The organism is Nocardia sp. NPDC050406 (assembly GCF_044459025.1).
Classification (GTDB): domain Bacteria; phylum Actinomycetota; class Actinomycetes; order Mycobacteriales; family Mycobacteriaceae; genus Nocardia.
Window position 1 is genome coordinate 2,084,403 of record NZ_JBITIM010000002.1, and the last position, 15,978, is coordinate 2,100,380.

Consider the following 15,978-nt stretch of genomic DNA (forward strand, 5'->3'; position numbering starts at 1 on the left):
TCGGCGTGGGTTAGCCTCGGTCCGATCTTGTCGTGTCGTGGAAGGTGCACCGTCGCAATGAGCCTGTTCGCCGGTATCAACAGACGTGAATTTCTGGCGAAGGCATTGGCGGCGGGCGGGGTGGGAGCTCTCGCCGCCTGGGCGAATCCGATTATCGACCGGGCCTACGCGGCCGACCCGGCGGGTATGGGCGGACTCGGGGATATCGAGCACTTCGTCCTGCTCATGCAGGAGAACCGCTCCTTCGACCACTACTACGGAGCCATGTCCGGGGTCCGTGGATTCGACGATCCGTCACCGTCCTGGCGACAGTACGGATACGCGCCCGGGGTCGGCCCGACGCCCGACGGCTACCTCGAACCGTTCCGCCTCGACACCACGCGCGGCGCGACGCTCGACGGCGAATGCGTGAACGATCCCGACCACGGCTGGGAGGGCATGCACCAGGCGTGGAACGGCGGGCGCAACGACAGTTGGATGCCCATGTCCATCGCCAAGGTCGGGGCGGCGAACGGGCCCGCGGCCATGGGTTACTACCTGCGCGAGGACATTCCGGTCCACCACGATCTGGCCGACGCCTTCACCCTCTGCGACAACTACCACTGTTCGGTGCTGGGGCCGACCAATCCGAATCGGCTGTACTGGATCAGCGCCTCGATCGATCCGGACGGGGTGGCGGGCGGACCACTCGTCGAGACGCCGCTCGCCCAGCCGCAGCACGTGTACCGGTGGCGCACCATGCCGGAGAACCTCTCCGACGCGGGCGTGAGCTGGAAGGTGTACAACAACCGGGATCTCGGCCCGATTTCGCGGGTGCTCCTCGACGGTATGGTCGGCACCTTCGCGCAATCCCAGGATCCGAATTCGGAACTCGCCCGGCGTGGCCTCGCGCCGGTCTATCCCAACGACTTCGCCACCGATGTCGCCGCCGACCGACTGCCCAGCGTCTCCTGGGTGATTCCGCCGCTGTTCCAATGCGAACATCCCGCGCTGCCACCGGCTTTGGGCGCGGTCGGCATCATGGGCGTACTCGATATCCTCACCTCGAATCCGGCGGTGTGGGAGAAGACCGCGCTGATCGTCAGCTACGACGAGAACGGCGGCTTCTTCGACCACGTCACGCCACCGACCCCGCCGCCCGGCACGCCGGGGGAGTACCTCACCGTTCCGCTCGGCGGGGTCGGCAAGGCCGCGGGTATCGCCGGGCCCATCGGACTCGGCTACCGGGTGCCGTGCCTGGTCATCTCGCCCTATAGCCGGGGCGGCCTGGTGGCCTCGGAGACCTTCGACCACACCTCCCAATTGCGCCTGCTGGAACGGCGATTCGGGGTGGACGTGCCCAATCTGACGCCCTGGCGACGCGGCGTCACCGGGGATATGACCTCCGCCTTCGACTTCGGGACCGCACCCGACGCCGCGCGCCCGCCGCTCACGCCGACCGGGGGCAAGGTGAACGACGCGCTGGCGCAGTGCGGTCCGAATATCGCCCTGGGTACGGCGAATCTCGGCCTCGCCTACCCCGTGCCGCCCAACGCCATGCCGTCCCAGGCGCCGGGTACGCGCCGTCGACCCAGCGGAATCGTCTGAAGCCCAACGCCATACGCGGCAGTGGCTCGGTCCGTCCGGACCGAGCCACTGGCATATGCGCGGGGCGAATTCAGCTGGCGGTGGCGGGAACCCACTGGGCGGCGGCCGCGGCGGAGCGTTTTCGCATGGCCGCGAAGCTGTGGCGGGCGGGGTTGATCAACGCGCTCAGCCACGAGCGCCGGTGTGCGGCCAAAGCGGCTGCGATGGCGGGGATCTCGGTGCAGTGCACGGTGCCCGCCAGGCCCAAACGGTGGCGACCCGTCTGGATGTTCTTGGTGCCCACTGATGTTCCTTTGCTTGCGTGTTACCGGCCGGGTATCGCCTGCGGCGAACCTTAGCGGAACAAAAGTGTGCCGCACCGGATTTTCCATGACATTCTCCCCGGCGTGTCGGAATGTTGCCGACGGGGGGTCTGGATTTCTGGAAAATAGTTGCGGATCGGTCTCGTAAATATCACGGAATGGGTAAGTCCTCGCGAAGTAGGTGAAATCCCTGCTCACTCTGGGTAATCCAGCTTTTCGGCTGGTGTCGACCCGTTTCGACAGCGGCGGCGGGCGAATGCGAGACTGGTCGAATGTTGCGAATCGGTCTCACCGGAGGCATGGGAGCGGGTAAATCCACGGTGGCGCGCGCACTGGTGGAACGCGGAGCCATTCTCGTGGATAGCGATGTGATAGCTCGCGAAGTGGTGGCGCCTGGAACCGAGGGGTTGGCCGCGCTCGTCGAGGCGTTCGGCTCCGATATTCTCGCCGCCGACGGCAGTCTCGACCGTCCGGCCCTCGCCGCCAAGGCCTTCGCCACCGACGAGGCGCGCAAAACCCTCAACTCCATCACCCATCCGCTGGTGGGCAAGCGCACCACCGAGCTGATCGCCGCCGCACCCGCCGACGGCATCGTCGTACAGGACATTCCGCTGCTCGTGGAGAACGGGCTCGCGCCCTTCATGAACCTCGTCGTCATCGTGGACGCCGCCGAGGAGACCCGGGTGCGCCGTCTGGTCGAATTCCGCGGCGTCGACGAGGCCGACGCGCGCGCCCGCATCGCCGCCCAGGCCACCGACGAACAGCGCCGGGCCGTCGCCGACGTGCTGCTCGACAACAATGGGGCCGATGGTGCGGTGGTCGCCGAGGTGAACCGCCTGTGGGACGAGCGCCTGGTGCCCTTCGAACACAATCTGCGCACCCGGACTCCGGCCGCACGCCCGGCCGAATCGCCTGTGGTGGAGGCGAATCCGCAGTGGCCGGTGCAGGCTCAGCGCATTATCGCCCGCCTGGCGGTGGCCTGTGCCGCCGACGCGCAGCGCATCGAGCACGTCGGGCCGACGTCGGTGCCGGGCAAGCCCGCCGAGGATGTGCTCGATATTCGAATCACCGTGGCCGACAGCGCGATCGCGGACCGGCTGCGGGATCGCCTGGCCGACATCGGATTTCCGCCGGTCGGTGACGCGGGCGCGAATGACGAACGGCTGCACGCGAATACCGACCCCGGTCGCCCGGCGAATGTCGTGGTCGCCGTTACATCCACGTCAGCTTGATGCCCTGCGCCGCCAGCCAGGCCTCGAAATCGTGTCCGTGCGCGGCGATTCCGTCGATGGTGGCCGAGGCCGTCTCGATGGCCTGTCGCGCCTGACCGAGGTCGAGGTAACCGGCGGCGTGCGCGGCCAGCAACTCGTCGACATCGAGTAGCTCCACATCGCGACCGGTGCGCACGGTCAGATCCAGGTAGTGGTCCACCGACTTCCACTTCTTCGGCTCCACCTGGCTGTACTCGCCGATATCCACGTAGTAGTCCTGATCGCGGCGATGCGCCGGGGTGAAGTGGAAGACGGTGACGCGAATGGACAGGCTCGGCAGCAGCCAGGATTCGATGTAGTGGAATTCCGGGTGGTCGGAGGTGCGCGCCATGTACAGGCCCCACGGTTCGACGTGGTACCGCTCGACGGCTCGCACGAACCCCTTGGGGTCGATATTGGTGAGCTCGTCGACGTTGAAGTACTCCACCTTCGGTCGGTGCAGGTCCACCGCTGGCGCCTGGGTCATGGAATCAGCATCGCTGGTCGGACCGTGATCGTCCAGGGCAGTGTGGGCCGCGTCGCGAGCCGACACACATTCTTCACAGCGATTTCCGGGAAAACATAATCTGAAACATGGCTGTTTCGATACTGTGCGCTCAGTCCACGCAGGTGTGGACGCCGGACAAAGGGAACACAGTATGAACGCACAGGGGACCCGCGCGCGCCGGGTCGGTATGGCAGCCACCACCTTCGGCGCGATGGCCGCGGCCATCGTGGTCGCCGCGCCCAGCGCCAGCGCGTGGGTCGGCAACCTGGAGGTCTCCGGGAAGGACCACAAGACCGGCTGCACCTACACGCTCATCGCCTCGGTCGAGGTGGACCGGGTCAGTACGGTGAAGTTCACCGACAATGGCAAGGAGCTGCCGGGCAGTCCGGTGAGTCCGTCGCTGTTGAGCAACAAGGTGACCATCAAGTGGACCCCCGCGACGGCGGGCGTGCACAAGTTGGAGGCACGTCAGATCCTGATCAGCGATTCGATCAGCGTCACGGTGGCCGAGGGGAGCGGCGGCTCGGGGAGTGCCTCGGGCAGCGGGGGCTGCGGAGGCGGACTGGGCGGGCTGATCCCTAGCCTGTCCGGGTAGGGGTTGCTCGACTCTCGAAGTCTCGTGCCCCTTTCACTGCGTGAAAGGGGCACGACGGGTGAATTGGCAAGCGCGACTACCGAACCGGTGGTTACGACCAGGGGTTGGCGAGCGCGACTACCGGTGGGGGAGCCGCGACCCGCTGGCCGAACCGGCGGCTACAGCCAGGTGAGGGTGATGCCCTTGGTGGCGAGCCAGGTCTCCAGGCGGTGTTCGTGGGCGGCGATGCCCGCGACTACGGCGGTGGCGTGTTGGACGGTTGCGCAGGTGCGGGCGGTGTCGATGCGACCGGCGGCGTGGGCGGTGAGGAGTTCGTCCACGCAGATGAGTTCGGCGGGGCGGCCGGGGCGGGCGACGACGTGGAGGTAGTGCCCTTCGGCGCGCCATTTCTTCGGTGCGACGGGGGCGTAGTCGCCGATCTCCAGGTACTGCGTCTGCCCTCGGTCGTGGCCGGGGCGCTGGTGACGCACCGTCACGCGGAGCGAGAGCGCGGGCAGCAGCCACGATTCGATGTACCGGAAGTGCGGATTGTCCACCGTGCGTGCGAAATACAGCCCGAACGGTTCGACGTGGTAGGTCTCCACCGGCTGCACGAAGCCCCGGGAATCGGTGAGGGTCAGCTCCGCGAGATTGAAGTACTCCACTCTCGGCGGGTGGGTCGTGTCCACCGGGGGCGTCGCGGCATGCTCCGCGGCTCTGCCGATAATCGAATCACGTTGCGGGACACGCTTGTCCCGGGCCTCGGAGCCCGCCTTGTCGGTGACAGCGGGCATCGTGCCGAGCAGTGTGAACAGACCGGTCATCGCCCTGCCCTTTCGAGGTGTATCCGATCAGCTTGCTCAGCCTACACCTGCGACAACGCGCTCGGGCCGTCGTGAACATTCCGCAACGCCGAGGTTCTCGGAGTTTTTCTGAAACGAAAACCGTTCAGTCTCATTCGAATTCGACGACACCCTCATGAAGAATGAGAAGCGCTGCCCGGCAGCGCTTTTCGCATTCAGCCGTGGAAAGGATCCACATCCTGGCCCGGCATCCAAGAATGGCCGGGCACCGTCCACCCGTGCTCCTTGATCATGCGGCGGGCGGCGCGCTGATTGCGCCCGATGAGGCGGTCGAGATACAGATGCCCGGTCAGGTGGTCGAACTCGTGCTGCAGGCACCGCGCCAGATAGCCGGTGCCCTCGGCCTCGACCGGCTCACCGTGCACGTCAACCCCGGTTACCTTGGCCCACTCCGCCCGACCGGTCGGGAACCACTCGCCCGGCACCGACAGACAGCCCTCGAGATCGTCCTCCGGATCGGGCATGGTCTCCGGAATCGTCGAGGTCTCCAACGCCGGATTGACCACATACCCGCGATGGCGCTGCCCGTCGGCGATGAGGTCGTAGACGAAGACCGCGCGGGGGTCACCGATCTGATTCGCCGCCAAACCGGCACCGCGGGCGGCGGTATTGGTCTCGAACAGGTCGGCGACGAACGCCTCGAGCTCGTCGTCGAACACGGTGACGGGCGTGGCCGGAGTGGCCAGCCGGGGGTCACCGGCGATCAGAATCGGTCGGATAGCCATGAATCCGAGCCTAAATCCCGCTATCGGTCATTCGACCTGGGGGTAGGCCCATTGGTGCGTCATTGGAATCCGATTGGCCGCGCGGGCGACCCTGTGGGCGTCCAGCACGGCACCACCCACAAGGATCACCGATGAACGTCAAAACACCCGCCGCCGCAGCGGCTTTCGCGATCGTCACGGGCCTGTGCCTGTTCGCCGCGCCGAGCGCCGCCGCGCAGGCACCGGTGAACTGCGAGGTCGAGACCGCCAGCCTCGCGCTGCGCGGTGAGGAGCCCGAGGTGTTCACGGCCATCAACACCCTGCGCGCGCAGGCGGGCCTGGCCGCGGTCACCCACTCCGACACCCTCGCGCGGCCATCCGAATGGGCCAGTATCGACAGTGCCGGGCGCGGTTTCTCCCCGGCCAATCACGTGGACACCCTCGGCCGCGACATCCCCACCCGGTTCGCGCAGTGCGGCGTCTCCGCCAGCACACCCCGCATCGCCGAAATCAACTACTACGGCACCAATGTCACCCCGGCCGATGCCATGCGGTTCTGGACCACTTCGGCGACCCACCGTGCCATCATCCTGGATGGCAATCTGAAGAAGGTCGGCGTCTCGGTGATCTACGAAGGCAACCTCCGGCATTGGACGGTCACCTTCTCCTCCTGATTTCGGCCATTCGTGAGGAATTTGCCACGATACGGGCCGGTAACCCCGTCTCCGTGTGTACCTGTGGGCGATGGCGGTGCACACTACGCGGGAACCGGCCGTTGTCGCCCGGGCCAGAGTCGTGGAGTGGGAAGGAGCTGGCGAGTGTTCAGCCGCATCGCCATCGTGAACCGGGGTGAGGCCGCCATGCGGCTCATCCATGCCGTCCGAGATCTGGCCGCGGAGACCGGGCTACCGATCGAAACCGTCGCCCTGCACACCGATGTCGATCGCAACGCGACATTCGTGCGCGAGGCCGATATCGCCTACGACCTCGGTCCGGCCTCCGCGCGCCCGTATCTGGATCTGAAACTGCTCGAGCGCGCGCTGCGGGCCACCGAGGCCGATTCGGCCTGGGTCGGTTGGGGATTCGTCGCCGAGGATCCGGCCTTCGCCGAACTGTGCGAACAGATCGGCGTCACCTTCATCGGCCCCAGCCCCGACGCCATGCGCAAACTCGGCGACAAGATCGGCGCCAAGCTGATCGCCGAGGAGGTGGGCGTACCGGTCGCGCCGTGGAGCCGCGGCGCGGTCGACACGGTGGAGGCGGCCAAGGCCGCCGCGGCCGAGATCGGCTACCCGCTCATGCTCAAGGCCACCGCGGGCGGCGGCGGTCGCGGTATCCGCGTCGTCACCAACGACGACGACCTCGTCGATGCCTACGAGCGCACCCGGCAGGAAGCCGCGCGCGCGTTCGGCAGCGGCGTGGTGTTCCTGGAGCGCTTGGTCACCGGCGCGCGCCACGTCGAGGTGCAGGTGATCGCCGACGGTCAGGGCACCGCGTGGGCGCTGGGTGTGCGCGACTGCTCGGTGCAGCGCCGCAATCAGAAGATCATCGAGGAGTCGGCCTCGCCGGTGCTGCGTCCCGAGCAGGCGGCCGAACTCAAGGCCTCGGCCGAGCGGCTGGCCGTCGCGGTCGGCTATCGCGGCGCGGCGACCGTCGAATTCCTCTACCACCCCGGTGACGAGCTGTTCGCCTTCCTCGAGGTCAATACCCGCCTCCAGGTCGAGCACCCGATCACCGAATCCACCACCGGATTCGACCTCGTGCGCGCCCAGTTGCACGTGGCCTCCGGCGGCAAGCTCGAGGGCGAACCCCCGGCCGAGCGCGGCCACGCCATCGAGGCGCGCCTCAATGCCGAGGACCCCGACCGCGACTTCGCGCCCGCGCCCGGCCGCATCGCGCGCCTGGATCTCCCGGCGGGACCGGGCATTCGAGTCGATACCGGCGTGAGCGCGGGCGACACCATTCCCGCCGACTTCGACTCCATGATCGCCAAGATCATCGCCTACGGGCGCGACCGCAACGAGGCGCTGGGACGACTGCGCCGCGCGGTGACGCAGACCCGGGTGGTCATCGAGGGCGGCGCCACCAACAAGAGTTTCGTGCTCGACCTGCTCGATCAGCCCGAGGTGATCGACGGCAGCGCCGACACCGGCTGGATCGACCGGGTGCGCGGTGAGGGCCGCCTCGTCTCGCACCGGCACTCCGCCATCGCCCTGGCCGCCGCCGCCATCGACGCCTACGAGGAAGAGGAGCGCGTCGAGCGGCATCGGCTGCTCTCCACCGCCTCGGGTGGCCGTCCGCAGGTGCAGCACGAGAGCGGTCGCCCGCGTGATCTCAAACTGCGCGGCGTCGGCTACCGGGTGCGGGTCGCGCGCATCGGCGCGCATCGCTTCCGGATCGGTATCGAGGCCGGTGGCGACATCCGCACCGCCGATGTCGACCTCGAGCGCTTCGACGACCACACCGGACAGGTCGTGGTCAACGGCGTCCGATACCGGCTGACCACCGGAACGCACGGGCCCACCCACACCGTCGATGTCGACGGCATCACCCATCGCATCAGCCGCGACGAGGGCGGCGTGGTCCGCTCGCCCGCCCCCGCGCTGGTGGTCGCGACCCCGCTCGAGGTCGGCGACGAAGTCGAGGCGGGCGCACCGGTTCTCGTACTCGAGAGCATGAAGATGGAGACGGTGCTGCGCGCCCCGTTCCGGGCCCGGCTCAAGGAATGCGGCGTCTCCGTCGGCACCCAGGTGGAGACCGGCGCGCCGCTGCTGCGCCTGGAACCGCTCGCCGAGGAGGGCGAGGCCGCCGAGACCGCGACCGTCGGCGCGGTCGAACTGGATCTGCCCGTCGAGACCGCTCCGGTGCGCCCGCACGAGCGCCTGACCCGCGGCCTGCAGGATCTGCGCAGCCTGCTGCTCGGCTTCGACGTCGATCCGCACGACGACCGCCGTGTCGTCGACGGCTACCTCGCCGTGCGCCGCGCCGCCATCGAGGACAACCGCAGGCCCCTCGCCGAGGAGCTCGAACTCATCGAGGTCTTCGCCGATCTCGCCGAACTCAGCCACAAGCGCTCGTGGGACGAGGACGGCGGCCAGGGCCACGTCCACAGCGCCCGCGAGTACTTCCACACCTATCTGCAGAGCCTCGACGTCGAACGGGCCGGGCTGCCGGAGTCCTACCGCAACAAGCTCGCCAAGGCGCTCGGCCACTACGGGGTCACCGAACTGGACCGCACCGCCGACCTCGAGTCCGCGGTCTTCCGGATCTTCCTCGCCCAGCAGCGGCCCTCCGACACCGTCACCGTCATCACCACCCTGCTGCGCGAATGGCTGCGCGAGCCGGGACCCGACGGTGTGCTGCGCGAACCGGTCGGCCTGGCGTTGGAGCGTCTGGTCGCCGCGACCCAGGTGCGCTTCCCGGTGATCGCCGACCTCACCCGCGGCGTCGTGTACGCCTGGTACGGCCAGCCGCTGCTGCGGCGCAACCGTGCCCGCGTCTACACCAATGTCCGCAAGAACCTGCGCTACCTCGACACGCATCCGGACACCCCCGACCGCGCCGAGCGCATCGCCGATATGGTGCGCAGCACCGAACCACTGGTGCGGCTGCTCGGGCAGCGCCTGGTGCGCGGCAATGTGGACAACACCGCCATGCTCGAGGTGCTGACCCGCCGCTACTACGGCAACAAAGGTCTCGCCGGAGTGCACACCCACGAGGTGGACGGGCGTACCTTCGTCATCGCCGAACGCCGCGGCCTGAGCCTGGTGTCGGCCGCGGGCAGCTTCGACGAAATCGGCAGTGTGCTGCGCGGTCTCGCCGAACTCGCCAGCGGCGCCGCCTCCATCGAGGCCGACATCTACCTCAGCTGGGAGAAGCAGCCCGAGGACTTCGACGCCATGGCGGTCGCCCTGCAGGAGGCCCTCGACGCGCAACCATTGCCGAATCAGGTGCACCGCATCACCGCCACCGTCGCGGGCAGCGGCGGCGCGGTCATGCACCACCACTTCACCTTCCGGCCCTCGGCCACCGGCATGGTCGAGGAGCGGTTGATCCGCGGCCTGCACCCGTTCATCGCGCAGCGCATGCAGATGAAGCGGCTGCGCAAATTCGATCTCACCCGGTTGCCGTCCTCGGACGACGAAGAGGTGTACCTGTTCCGGGCCGTCGCCAAGGAGAACCCCTCCGACGAGCGGCTCATCGCCTTCGCGCAGGTCCGAGACCTGGCCGCGCTGCGTGAGCACGACGGCCGCCTGTTGGCGCTGCCCTCGGCCGAGATCGCCATCGCCACCTGTCTGGACTCCATTCGGCGGGCGCAGTCGGCGCGGCCGTCGGCCAAGCGGTTCAACACCAACCGCATCGTCATGTACATCTGGCCGCCGGTCGATGTCACCCGCGCCGAACTCGAGACGGTGCTCGGCGGGCACGTGCTGCCCATGACCGCCGGAGCCGGACTCGAGGAGATCCTGCTCATCGCGCGGCAGAACGATCCGGAGACCGGTGAGCTGACCAAGATCGCCGTGCGCATCTCCTTCGATGCCGCCGGTGGACCGCAGGTCACCGTCGGCGAGCGCACCGACGAGACGGTGGAGCCGCTCGACGAGTACCGGCAGAAGGTGCTGCGCGCCAGCAGCCGCAACACCGTGTACCCGTACGAATTGACCGGGCTGCTCGGCGAATTCACCGAATACGACCTCGACGCCAACCATGCGCTGGTGCCGGTCGACCGGCCCAAGGGGCACAACACCGCGGCCATCGTGGCGGGTGTGGTCACCACCCCGACCGAACAGCATCCGGAGGGCGTCACCCGCGTGGTGCTGCTCGGCGATCCCACCAAATCGCTTGGCGCGCTGTCGGAACCGGAGTGCCGTCGGGTGATCGCCGCCCTGGACCTCGCCGATCGGATGCGGGTGCCGTTGGAGTGGTACGCGCTCTCCTCGGGTGCTCGGATCTCCATGAAATCCGGTACCGAGAACATGGACTGGGTGGCGGCGGCGCTCAAGCGCATTGTCGAGTTCACCCAGGACGGCGGCGAGATCAATATCGTGGTGGCGGGCATCAATGTTGGCGCGCAACCGTATTGGAACGCCGAAGCCACCATGCTCATGCACACCAAGGGCATTCTGGTCATGACGCCGGATTCGGCCATGGTGCTCACCGGCAAGCAGTCGCTCGACTTCTCCGGCGGCGTCTCGGCCGAGGACAACTTCGGCATCGGCGGCTACGACCGCGTCATGGGTCCCAACGGTCAGGCGCAGTACTGGGCGCCGAACCTGACCGCCGCGCGCGGCGTGCTCATGTCGCACTACGACCACACCTATGTGGCGCCCGGTGAGAAGGGCCCGCGCCGTTCGCGCACCACCGATCCCGTCGACCGCGATGTCTCGACGTTCCCGCATCTGTTGGCGGACAGCGATTTCACCACCGTCGGCGAGATCTTCTCGGCCACCGCCAACCCGGATCGCAAGAAGCCCTTCGATATTCGGACGGTCATGCGGGCGCTGGCCGACCAGGACCACCCCGTGCTGGAGCGCTGGGCCGGTATGGCCGACGCCGAGACCGCGGTGGTGCAGGACGCGCGCCTGGGCGGTATTCCGGTGTGCCTGTTGGGTATCGAGTCCCGGGGCGTGCCGCGCCGCGGCTTCCCGTCCACCGACGGACCCGACACCTACACCGCGGGCACCCTGTTCCCGCGGTCGTCGAAGAAGGCCGCGCGCGCCATCAACGCGGCCAGCGGCAACCGCCCGCTGGTCGTGCTGGCGAACCTGTCGGGCTTCGACGGCTCGCCGGAGTCGATGCGCAAACTGCAGCTCGAGTACGGTGCGGAGATCGGCCGCGCGATCGTCAATTTCCAAGGGCCGATCGTCTTCTGCGTGATCTCCCGCTATCACGGCGGCGCGTTCGTGGTCTTCTCCAAGGCCCTGAACCCGAATATGACCGTGCTCGCGCTGGAAGGCTCGTTCGCCTCGGTCCTCGGTGGCGCTCCGGCGGCCGCCGTGGTCTTCGCCAACGACGTCAACGCCCGCACGGCCGCCGACCCGCGCATTCGCGAACTCGAGGAGCGGGCCGCCACCACCGTCGGCCCCGACCGTGCCGCTCTCACAGCGGAACTCGACGAACTGCGCTCCTCGGTCCGCGCCGAGAAGCTGGGCGAGGTCGCCGCGGAATTCGATGGCGTGCACAATATCCAGCGCGCCGTCGAGGTCGGCTCGGTGGACGCGGTGATCCGCGCCTCGGAGATGCGGCCACGGATCATCGAGGTGATCGAGGCGGGTCTGGCTCGCTGACCTTCATGGCTCGTTGATCGTCACGGCTCGCGGACCGGCGCTACCGGTCCGCGAGCCGTTCCATCTCCGAAATCCGTTATTCGGATGGGCATTTCGGGGCGTGGTCCTTACACTCACCCGGTAATCGCGTGTGGGATTCGCAGCGCGAGGTTCATCGGGGAGGCATACATGGCACCAATTCGCCCGCGTTACCGACTTCGCCTGGGCGTGGTGGGCGCGCTGTTGGTCGGTCTGGTGGTGGCGGGGATCTTCTGGGCCATCAGTCGGCCGGGGGAGAAGGAAGTGCTCATCTGGGGCGGCAACGAGGTGAGCTCGACCGACACCTGTGTCGAATTCGGCGGGGCGGGACGTAAGGGCAGCTGCGCGGATCTGGCCCGCAAGGAGTACCGCTACGAGGACACGCAGGGCTGGGCGGTGGCCATGGCGGGTGGCTGGCTGCTGCTCGGTCTGGTGGGAGCCGGGCTGGCCGGTCGGGAGGGGATCAAGTTCTACAAGGTGCAGCAGCGCGATCCCGACAGCACGGTGGAGTTGGAGCAGATCGCCGCGCTGCACGATCTGGGCGAGCTCGAGGGCTGCTTCGTCGGGGCGCGCGGCGCCTTCGTGACGAAGACCTCGCTGGTGCTCGGCCAATTCCACGGCGGCCTGGTTCGATACGAACTCGACGAGCGGCCACGCGCCTATCGGTGGGACGAGATCGCCTCGGTACGCCAACAGGTTTCGCACAAATTCGAGAACCGGCAGTACAAGGGCACCTCGTTCAACCACGTCCTCACCTTCGCGGACGGCACCACCCTGCCGGTGCGCGGCTCGTACCGCGATCCGCAGTGGGATCCGCAACGCGGCGACACTCAACAGGCGGGCTACCGCTTCACGCTCATGGTGCAGAAGGTGAACCAGGCGGTGGCGGCGCTGCGACTACCGGGGGCCCGCGACACCCTCGCGGCGGGCGGCACGATCGACTTCGGCGGCATCGAGGTCACCGCGAACGCGTTGCGCTACAAGGGCAGCGCGACGGCGTGGGCGAAGGTCGGCGCGGCGGTCGTCAAGGACGGCGCGCTCACCTTCCCGAATATCGAGCGCCGCGCCGCCATCGTGAAGAAGAAGGCGATCGGCGACATACCGAACCTGCCACTACTGCTGGTGCTCAGCGACGAACTGCGTCAGTCCAGCGCGCGCGGCGTGGCCTGAGCGCTCACGCCCGCGCGTCGTGCTCGAGCTGTGCGGCGGCCTCGGCCTTGATCCGCTCGAACTGCTCGCCCATGCGGGCGGCGAGGGCCTGCGCGGCCGACAGCGGGCGAACCATGACCATGAGCTCGTCGATCTTCCCGTCGTCGTCGATGTGCAGGAAGTCGCAGCCGGTGAGCTGCTTGCCGTCCACGGTCGCCTCGAAGACGAGGGCGTGGTCGGGGCCGTTCGCGTCGCCGATCTCGCGCACGTACCGGAAGTCCTCGAAGACGCGCAGGACTCCGCGCAGAATGGCGGCGGTAATGGCCTTGCCGGGGTAGGGCTTGAAGGCCACCGGACTGGTGAACACCACCTCGTCGGCCAGCAGCGCCTCGATGGCGTCGATATCGCGGGCCTCGACTGCTGCGCGGAAGGAATGCACGGCGTACCTCACCTGTTCCATCGGTCGATCGGATGGTCCCTACCGTATCCCTCGCCCCGGTCAGCGCGCGGAGTGAAATCTGTCGGTGGTCGGGCTTAGGCTGGTGAGCATGGCTTTCGCAACCGAGATCCCGAACGAGGATCTGCCGTTGGCGCATTCGGAATTCCGCCCGATCGGCGCGGTCGAACGCGCCGACGGCCAGTTCCGCGTGGTCAGCGAGCACGTGCCCGCGGGTGATCAGCCCGCCGCGATCGCGGAGCTGGAGAAGCGGATCAACGCGGGGGAGCGCGATGTCGTGCTGCTGGGCGCCACGGGCACCGGCAAATCGGCGACCACCGCGTGGTTGATCGAGAAATTGCAGCGGCCGACCCTGGTGATGGCTCCCAACAAGACCCTCGCCGCGCAGTTGGCCAACGAGCTGCGGGAGATGCTGCCGCACAACGCGGTGGAGTACTTCGTCTCCTACTACGACTACTACCAGCCCGAGGCGTACATCGCGCAGACCGATACCTATATCGAGAAGGACAGCTCGATCAACGACGATGTCGAGCGCCTGCGGCATTCGGCGACGTCGAGCCTGCTGTCGCGCCGCGATGTCGTGGTGGTGGCGTCGGTGTCGTGCATCTACGGCCTCGGCACGCCGCAGTCCTACCTGGATCGGTCCGTGCAGTTGCGAGTCGGTGCGGAGATCGACCGGGATCGGCTGCTGCGGCTGCTCGTCGACGTGCAGTACACGCGCAACGACATGTCGTTCACGCGCGGCTCGTTCCGGGTGCGCGGGGACACCGTCGAGATCATCCCGTCCTACGAGGAACTCGCGGTGCGCATCGAGTTCTTCGGCGACGAGATCGAGGCGCTGTACTACCTGCACCCGTTGACCGGCGATGTGGTGCGGCAGGTGGATGTGGTGCGCATCTTCCCGGCCACCCACTATGTCGCGGGGCCCGAGCGCATGGAGCGCGCGGTCACCGATATCGAGGCCGAACTCGAGGTGCGTCTGGCCGAACTCGAGAAGCAGGGGAAGCTGCTCGAGGCTCAGCGGCTGCGCATGCGCACCCAGTACGACCTGGAGATGATCAAACAGGTCGGATTCTGCTCGGGTATCGAGAACTACTCGCGCCATATCGACGGGCGACCCGCGGGCTCGGCCCCGGCGACGCTGCTGGACTACTTCCCGGACGACTTCCTGCTCGTCATCGACGAATCGCATGTCACCGTGCCGCAGATCGGCGGTATGTACGAAGGCGATATGTCGCGCAAGCGCAATCTGGTGGAGTTCGGGTTCCGGCTGCCGTCGGCCGTCGACAACCGGCCGCTCACCTGGGAGGAGTTCGCCGACCGGATCGGGCAGACCGTGTACCTGTCGGCCACGCCCGGCCCGTACGAATTGGGCCGCACCGGAGGCGAATTCGTCGAACAGGTGATTCGCCCGACCGGTCTGGTCGACCCGCAGGTCGTGGTGAAGCCGACCAAGGGGCAGATCGACGATCTCGTCCACGAGATCCGGCTGCGCACCGAGCGCGACGAACGCGTCCTGGTCACCACCCTCACCAAGAAGATGGCCGAGGACCTCACCGACTACCTGCTCGGCCTGGGTGTGCGGGTGCGCTATCTGCACTCCGAGATCGACACGCTGCGCCGCGTCGAACTGCTGCGGCAGCTGCGGCTCGGCGAATACGACGTGCTGGTCGGCATCAACCTGCTGCGCGAGGGTCTCGATCTGCCCGAGGTGTCCCTGGTCGCCATTCTCGATGCCGACAAGGAGGGCTTCCTGCGCTCCAGCACGAGTTTGATCCAGACCATCGGCCGTGCCGCCCGCAATGTCTCGGGTGAGGTGCACATGTACGCCGACAAGATCACCGACTCCATGCGCCAGGCCATCGACGAGACCGAACGCCGCCGGGCCAAGCAGATCGCCTACAACGAAGAACGCGGTATCGACCCGAAACCCTTGCGCAAGAAGATCGCCGACATTCTCGACCAGGTCTACCGCGAGGCGGAGGAGACCGAGGTGGAGGTCGGCGGCTCCGGCCGCAATGCCAGCCGCGGCCGTCGCGCGCAGGGCGAACCCGGTCGCGCCGTCTCGGCGGGCGTCTACGAGGGCCGCGATATCAAGTCCATGCCGCGTGCCGAATTGGCCGATCTGGTCAAGGAACTCACGGCGCAGATGATGAATGCCGCCCGCGAACTCCAATTCGAGCTCGCGGGACGACTCCGCGACGAGATCGCCGACCTGAAGAAGGAGCTACGCGGTATGGACGCCGCCGGATTGCAGTGACGAATCCGGCGAGTGGTGC

The 15,978-nt window shown here is 67.7% G+C and carries 11 protein-coding genes and 1 pseudogene; 7 read left to right on the forward strand and 5 right to left on the reverse strand.

Going from position 1 to position 15,978, the window contains the following annotated elements:
• Window positions 1-57: 57 nt before the first annotated feature.
• Entirely contained in the window at window positions 58-1,587 is a 1,530-nt protein-coding gene (locus ACIBH2_RS22940) for a phospholipase C (protein WP_397120492.1), read from the forward strand.
• A gap of 70 nt (window positions 1,588-1,657) precedes the next feature.
• Here ACIBH2_RS22940 and ACIBH2_RS22945 read toward each other — a convergent pair whose 3' ends face one another.
• Window positions 1,658-1,870 (reverse strand): hypothetical protein, encoded by a 213-nt coding sequence (locus tag ACIBH2_RS22945; RefSeq protein WP_397120494.1) that lies wholly within the window; start codon window positions 1,868-1,870, stop codon window positions 1,658-1,660.
• A 291-nt stretch (window positions 1,871-2,161) separates the two neighbouring features.
• Here ACIBH2_RS22945 and coaE point away from each other — a divergent pair.
• A pseudogene (coaE, locus tag ACIBH2_RS22950) lies at window positions 2,162-3,103 on the forward strand (dephospho-CoA kinase); the annotation flags it as partial.
• Here coaE and ACIBH2_RS22955 read toward each other — a convergent pair.
• Complete coding sequence (locus ACIBH2_RS22955; protein ID WP_397120496.1) at window positions 3,102-3,626, reverse strand: DUF402 domain-containing protein; 525 nt, start codon at window positions 3,624-3,626, stop codon at window positions 3,102-3,104. The pseudogene coaE and the gene ACIBH2_RS22955 sit on opposite strands and share 2 nt — an antisense overlap.
• A gap of 172 nt (window positions 3,627-3,798) precedes the next feature.
• Here ACIBH2_RS22955 and ACIBH2_RS22960 point away from each other — a divergent pair, with 172 nt between their 5' ends.
• Complete coding sequence (locus tag ACIBH2_RS22960; protein WP_397120498.1) at window positions 3,799-4,242, forward strand: hypothetical protein; 444 nt, start codon at window positions 3,799-3,801, stop codon at window positions 4,240-4,242.
• Between the two features lie 158 nt (window positions 4,243-4,400).
• On the opposite strand, the gene ACIBH2_RS22965 is transcribed toward ACIBH2_RS22960, so the two are convergent.
• Together ACIBH2_RS22965 and ACIBH2_RS22970 are read right to left on the reverse strand one after the other, a co-directional pair.
• Entirely contained in the window at window positions 4,401-5,045 is a 645-nt protein-coding gene (locus ACIBH2_RS22965) for a DUF402 domain-containing protein (protein WP_397120500.1), read from the reverse strand.
• Window positions 5,046-5,239: 194 nt separating this feature from the next.
• Window positions 5,240-5,809 (reverse strand): peptide deformylase, encoded by a 570-nt coding sequence (locus tag ACIBH2_RS22970; RefSeq protein ID WP_397120502.1) that lies wholly within the window; start codon window positions 5,807-5,809, stop codon window positions 5,240-5,242.
• A 131-nt stretch (window positions 5,810-5,940) separates the two neighbouring features.
• On the opposite strand from ACIBH2_RS22970, the gene ACIBH2_RS22975 reads away from it, so the two are divergent.
• The 3 genes from ACIBH2_RS22975 (at window position 5,941) to ACIBH2_RS22985 (ending at window position 13,263) form a co-directional block, all read left to right on the forward strand.
• The gene (locus tag ACIBH2_RS22975) at window positions 5,941-6,462 is read left to right on the forward strand and encodes a CAP domain-containing protein (RefSeq protein WP_397120504.1); all 522 of its coding nucleotides are present in this window, start codon (window positions 5,941-5,943) and stop codon (window positions 6,460-6,462) included.
• 144 nt (window positions 6,463-6,606) lie between these two features.
• Entirely contained in the window at window positions 6,607-12,075 is a 5,469-nt protein-coding gene (locus ACIBH2_RS22980) for a carboxyl transferase domain-containing protein (RefSeq protein ID WP_397120506.1), read from the forward strand.
• Window positions 12,076-12,243: 168 nt separating this feature from the next.
• The gene (locus ACIBH2_RS22985; protein ID WP_397120508.1) at window positions 12,244-13,263 is read left to right on the forward strand and encodes a hypothetical protein; all 1,020 of its coding nucleotides are present in this window, start codon (window positions 12,244-12,246) and stop codon (window positions 13,261-13,263) included.
• Between the two features lie 4 nt (window positions 13,264-13,267).
• On the opposite strand, the gene ACIBH2_RS22990 is transcribed toward ACIBH2_RS22985, so the two are convergent.
• Complete coding sequence (locus ACIBH2_RS22990) at window positions 13,268-13,681, reverse strand: nuclear transport factor 2 family protein (protein WP_397120999.1); 414 nt, start codon at window positions 13,679-13,681, stop codon at window positions 13,268-13,270.
• 109 nt (window positions 13,682-13,790) lie between these two features.
• Here ACIBH2_RS22990 and uvrB point away from each other — a divergent pair, with 109 nt between their 5' ends.
• Window positions 13,791-15,959, forward strand: coding sequence for an excinuclease ABC subunit UvrB (gene uvrB / locus ACIBH2_RS22995; RefSeq protein ID WP_397120510.1), 2,169 nt, complete (start codon window positions 13,791-13,793; stop codon window positions 15,957-15,959).
• Window positions 15,960-15,978 lie beyond the last annotated feature (19 nt).

Coding starts and splice junctions, on each gene's coding strand:
- ACIBH2_RS22975 (WP_397120504.1), top strand. CDS start 5,941: ATGAACGTCAAAACACCCGCCGCCGCAGCGGCTTTCGCGATCGTCACG.
- ACIBH2_RS22965 (WP_397120500.1), bottom strand. CDS start 5,045: ATGACCGGTCTGTTCACACTGCTCGGCACGATGCCCGCTGTCACCGAC.
- uvrB (WP_397120510.1), top strand. CDS start 13,791: ATGGCTTTCGCAACCGAGATCCCGAACGAGGATCTGCCGTTGGCGCAT.
- ACIBH2_RS22960 (WP_397120498.1), top strand. CDS start 3,799: ATGAACGCACAGGGGACCCGCGCGCGCCGGGTCGGTATGGCAGCCACC.
- ACIBH2_RS22955 (WP_397120496.1), bottom strand. CDS start 3,626: ATGACCCAGGCGCCAGCGGTGGACCTGCACCGACCGAAGGTGGAGTAC.
- ACIBH2_RS22970 (WP_397120502.1), bottom strand. CDS start 5,809: ATGGCTATCCGACCGATTCTGATCGCCGGTGACCCCCGGCTGGCCACT.
- ACIBH2_RS22985 (WP_397120508.1), top strand. CDS start 12,244: ATGGCACCAATTCGCCCGCGTTACCGACTTCGCCTGGGCGTGGTGGGC.
- ACIBH2_RS22940 (WP_397120492.1), top strand. CDS start 58: ATGAGCCTGTTCGCCGGTATCAACAGACGTGAATTTCTGGCGAAGGCA.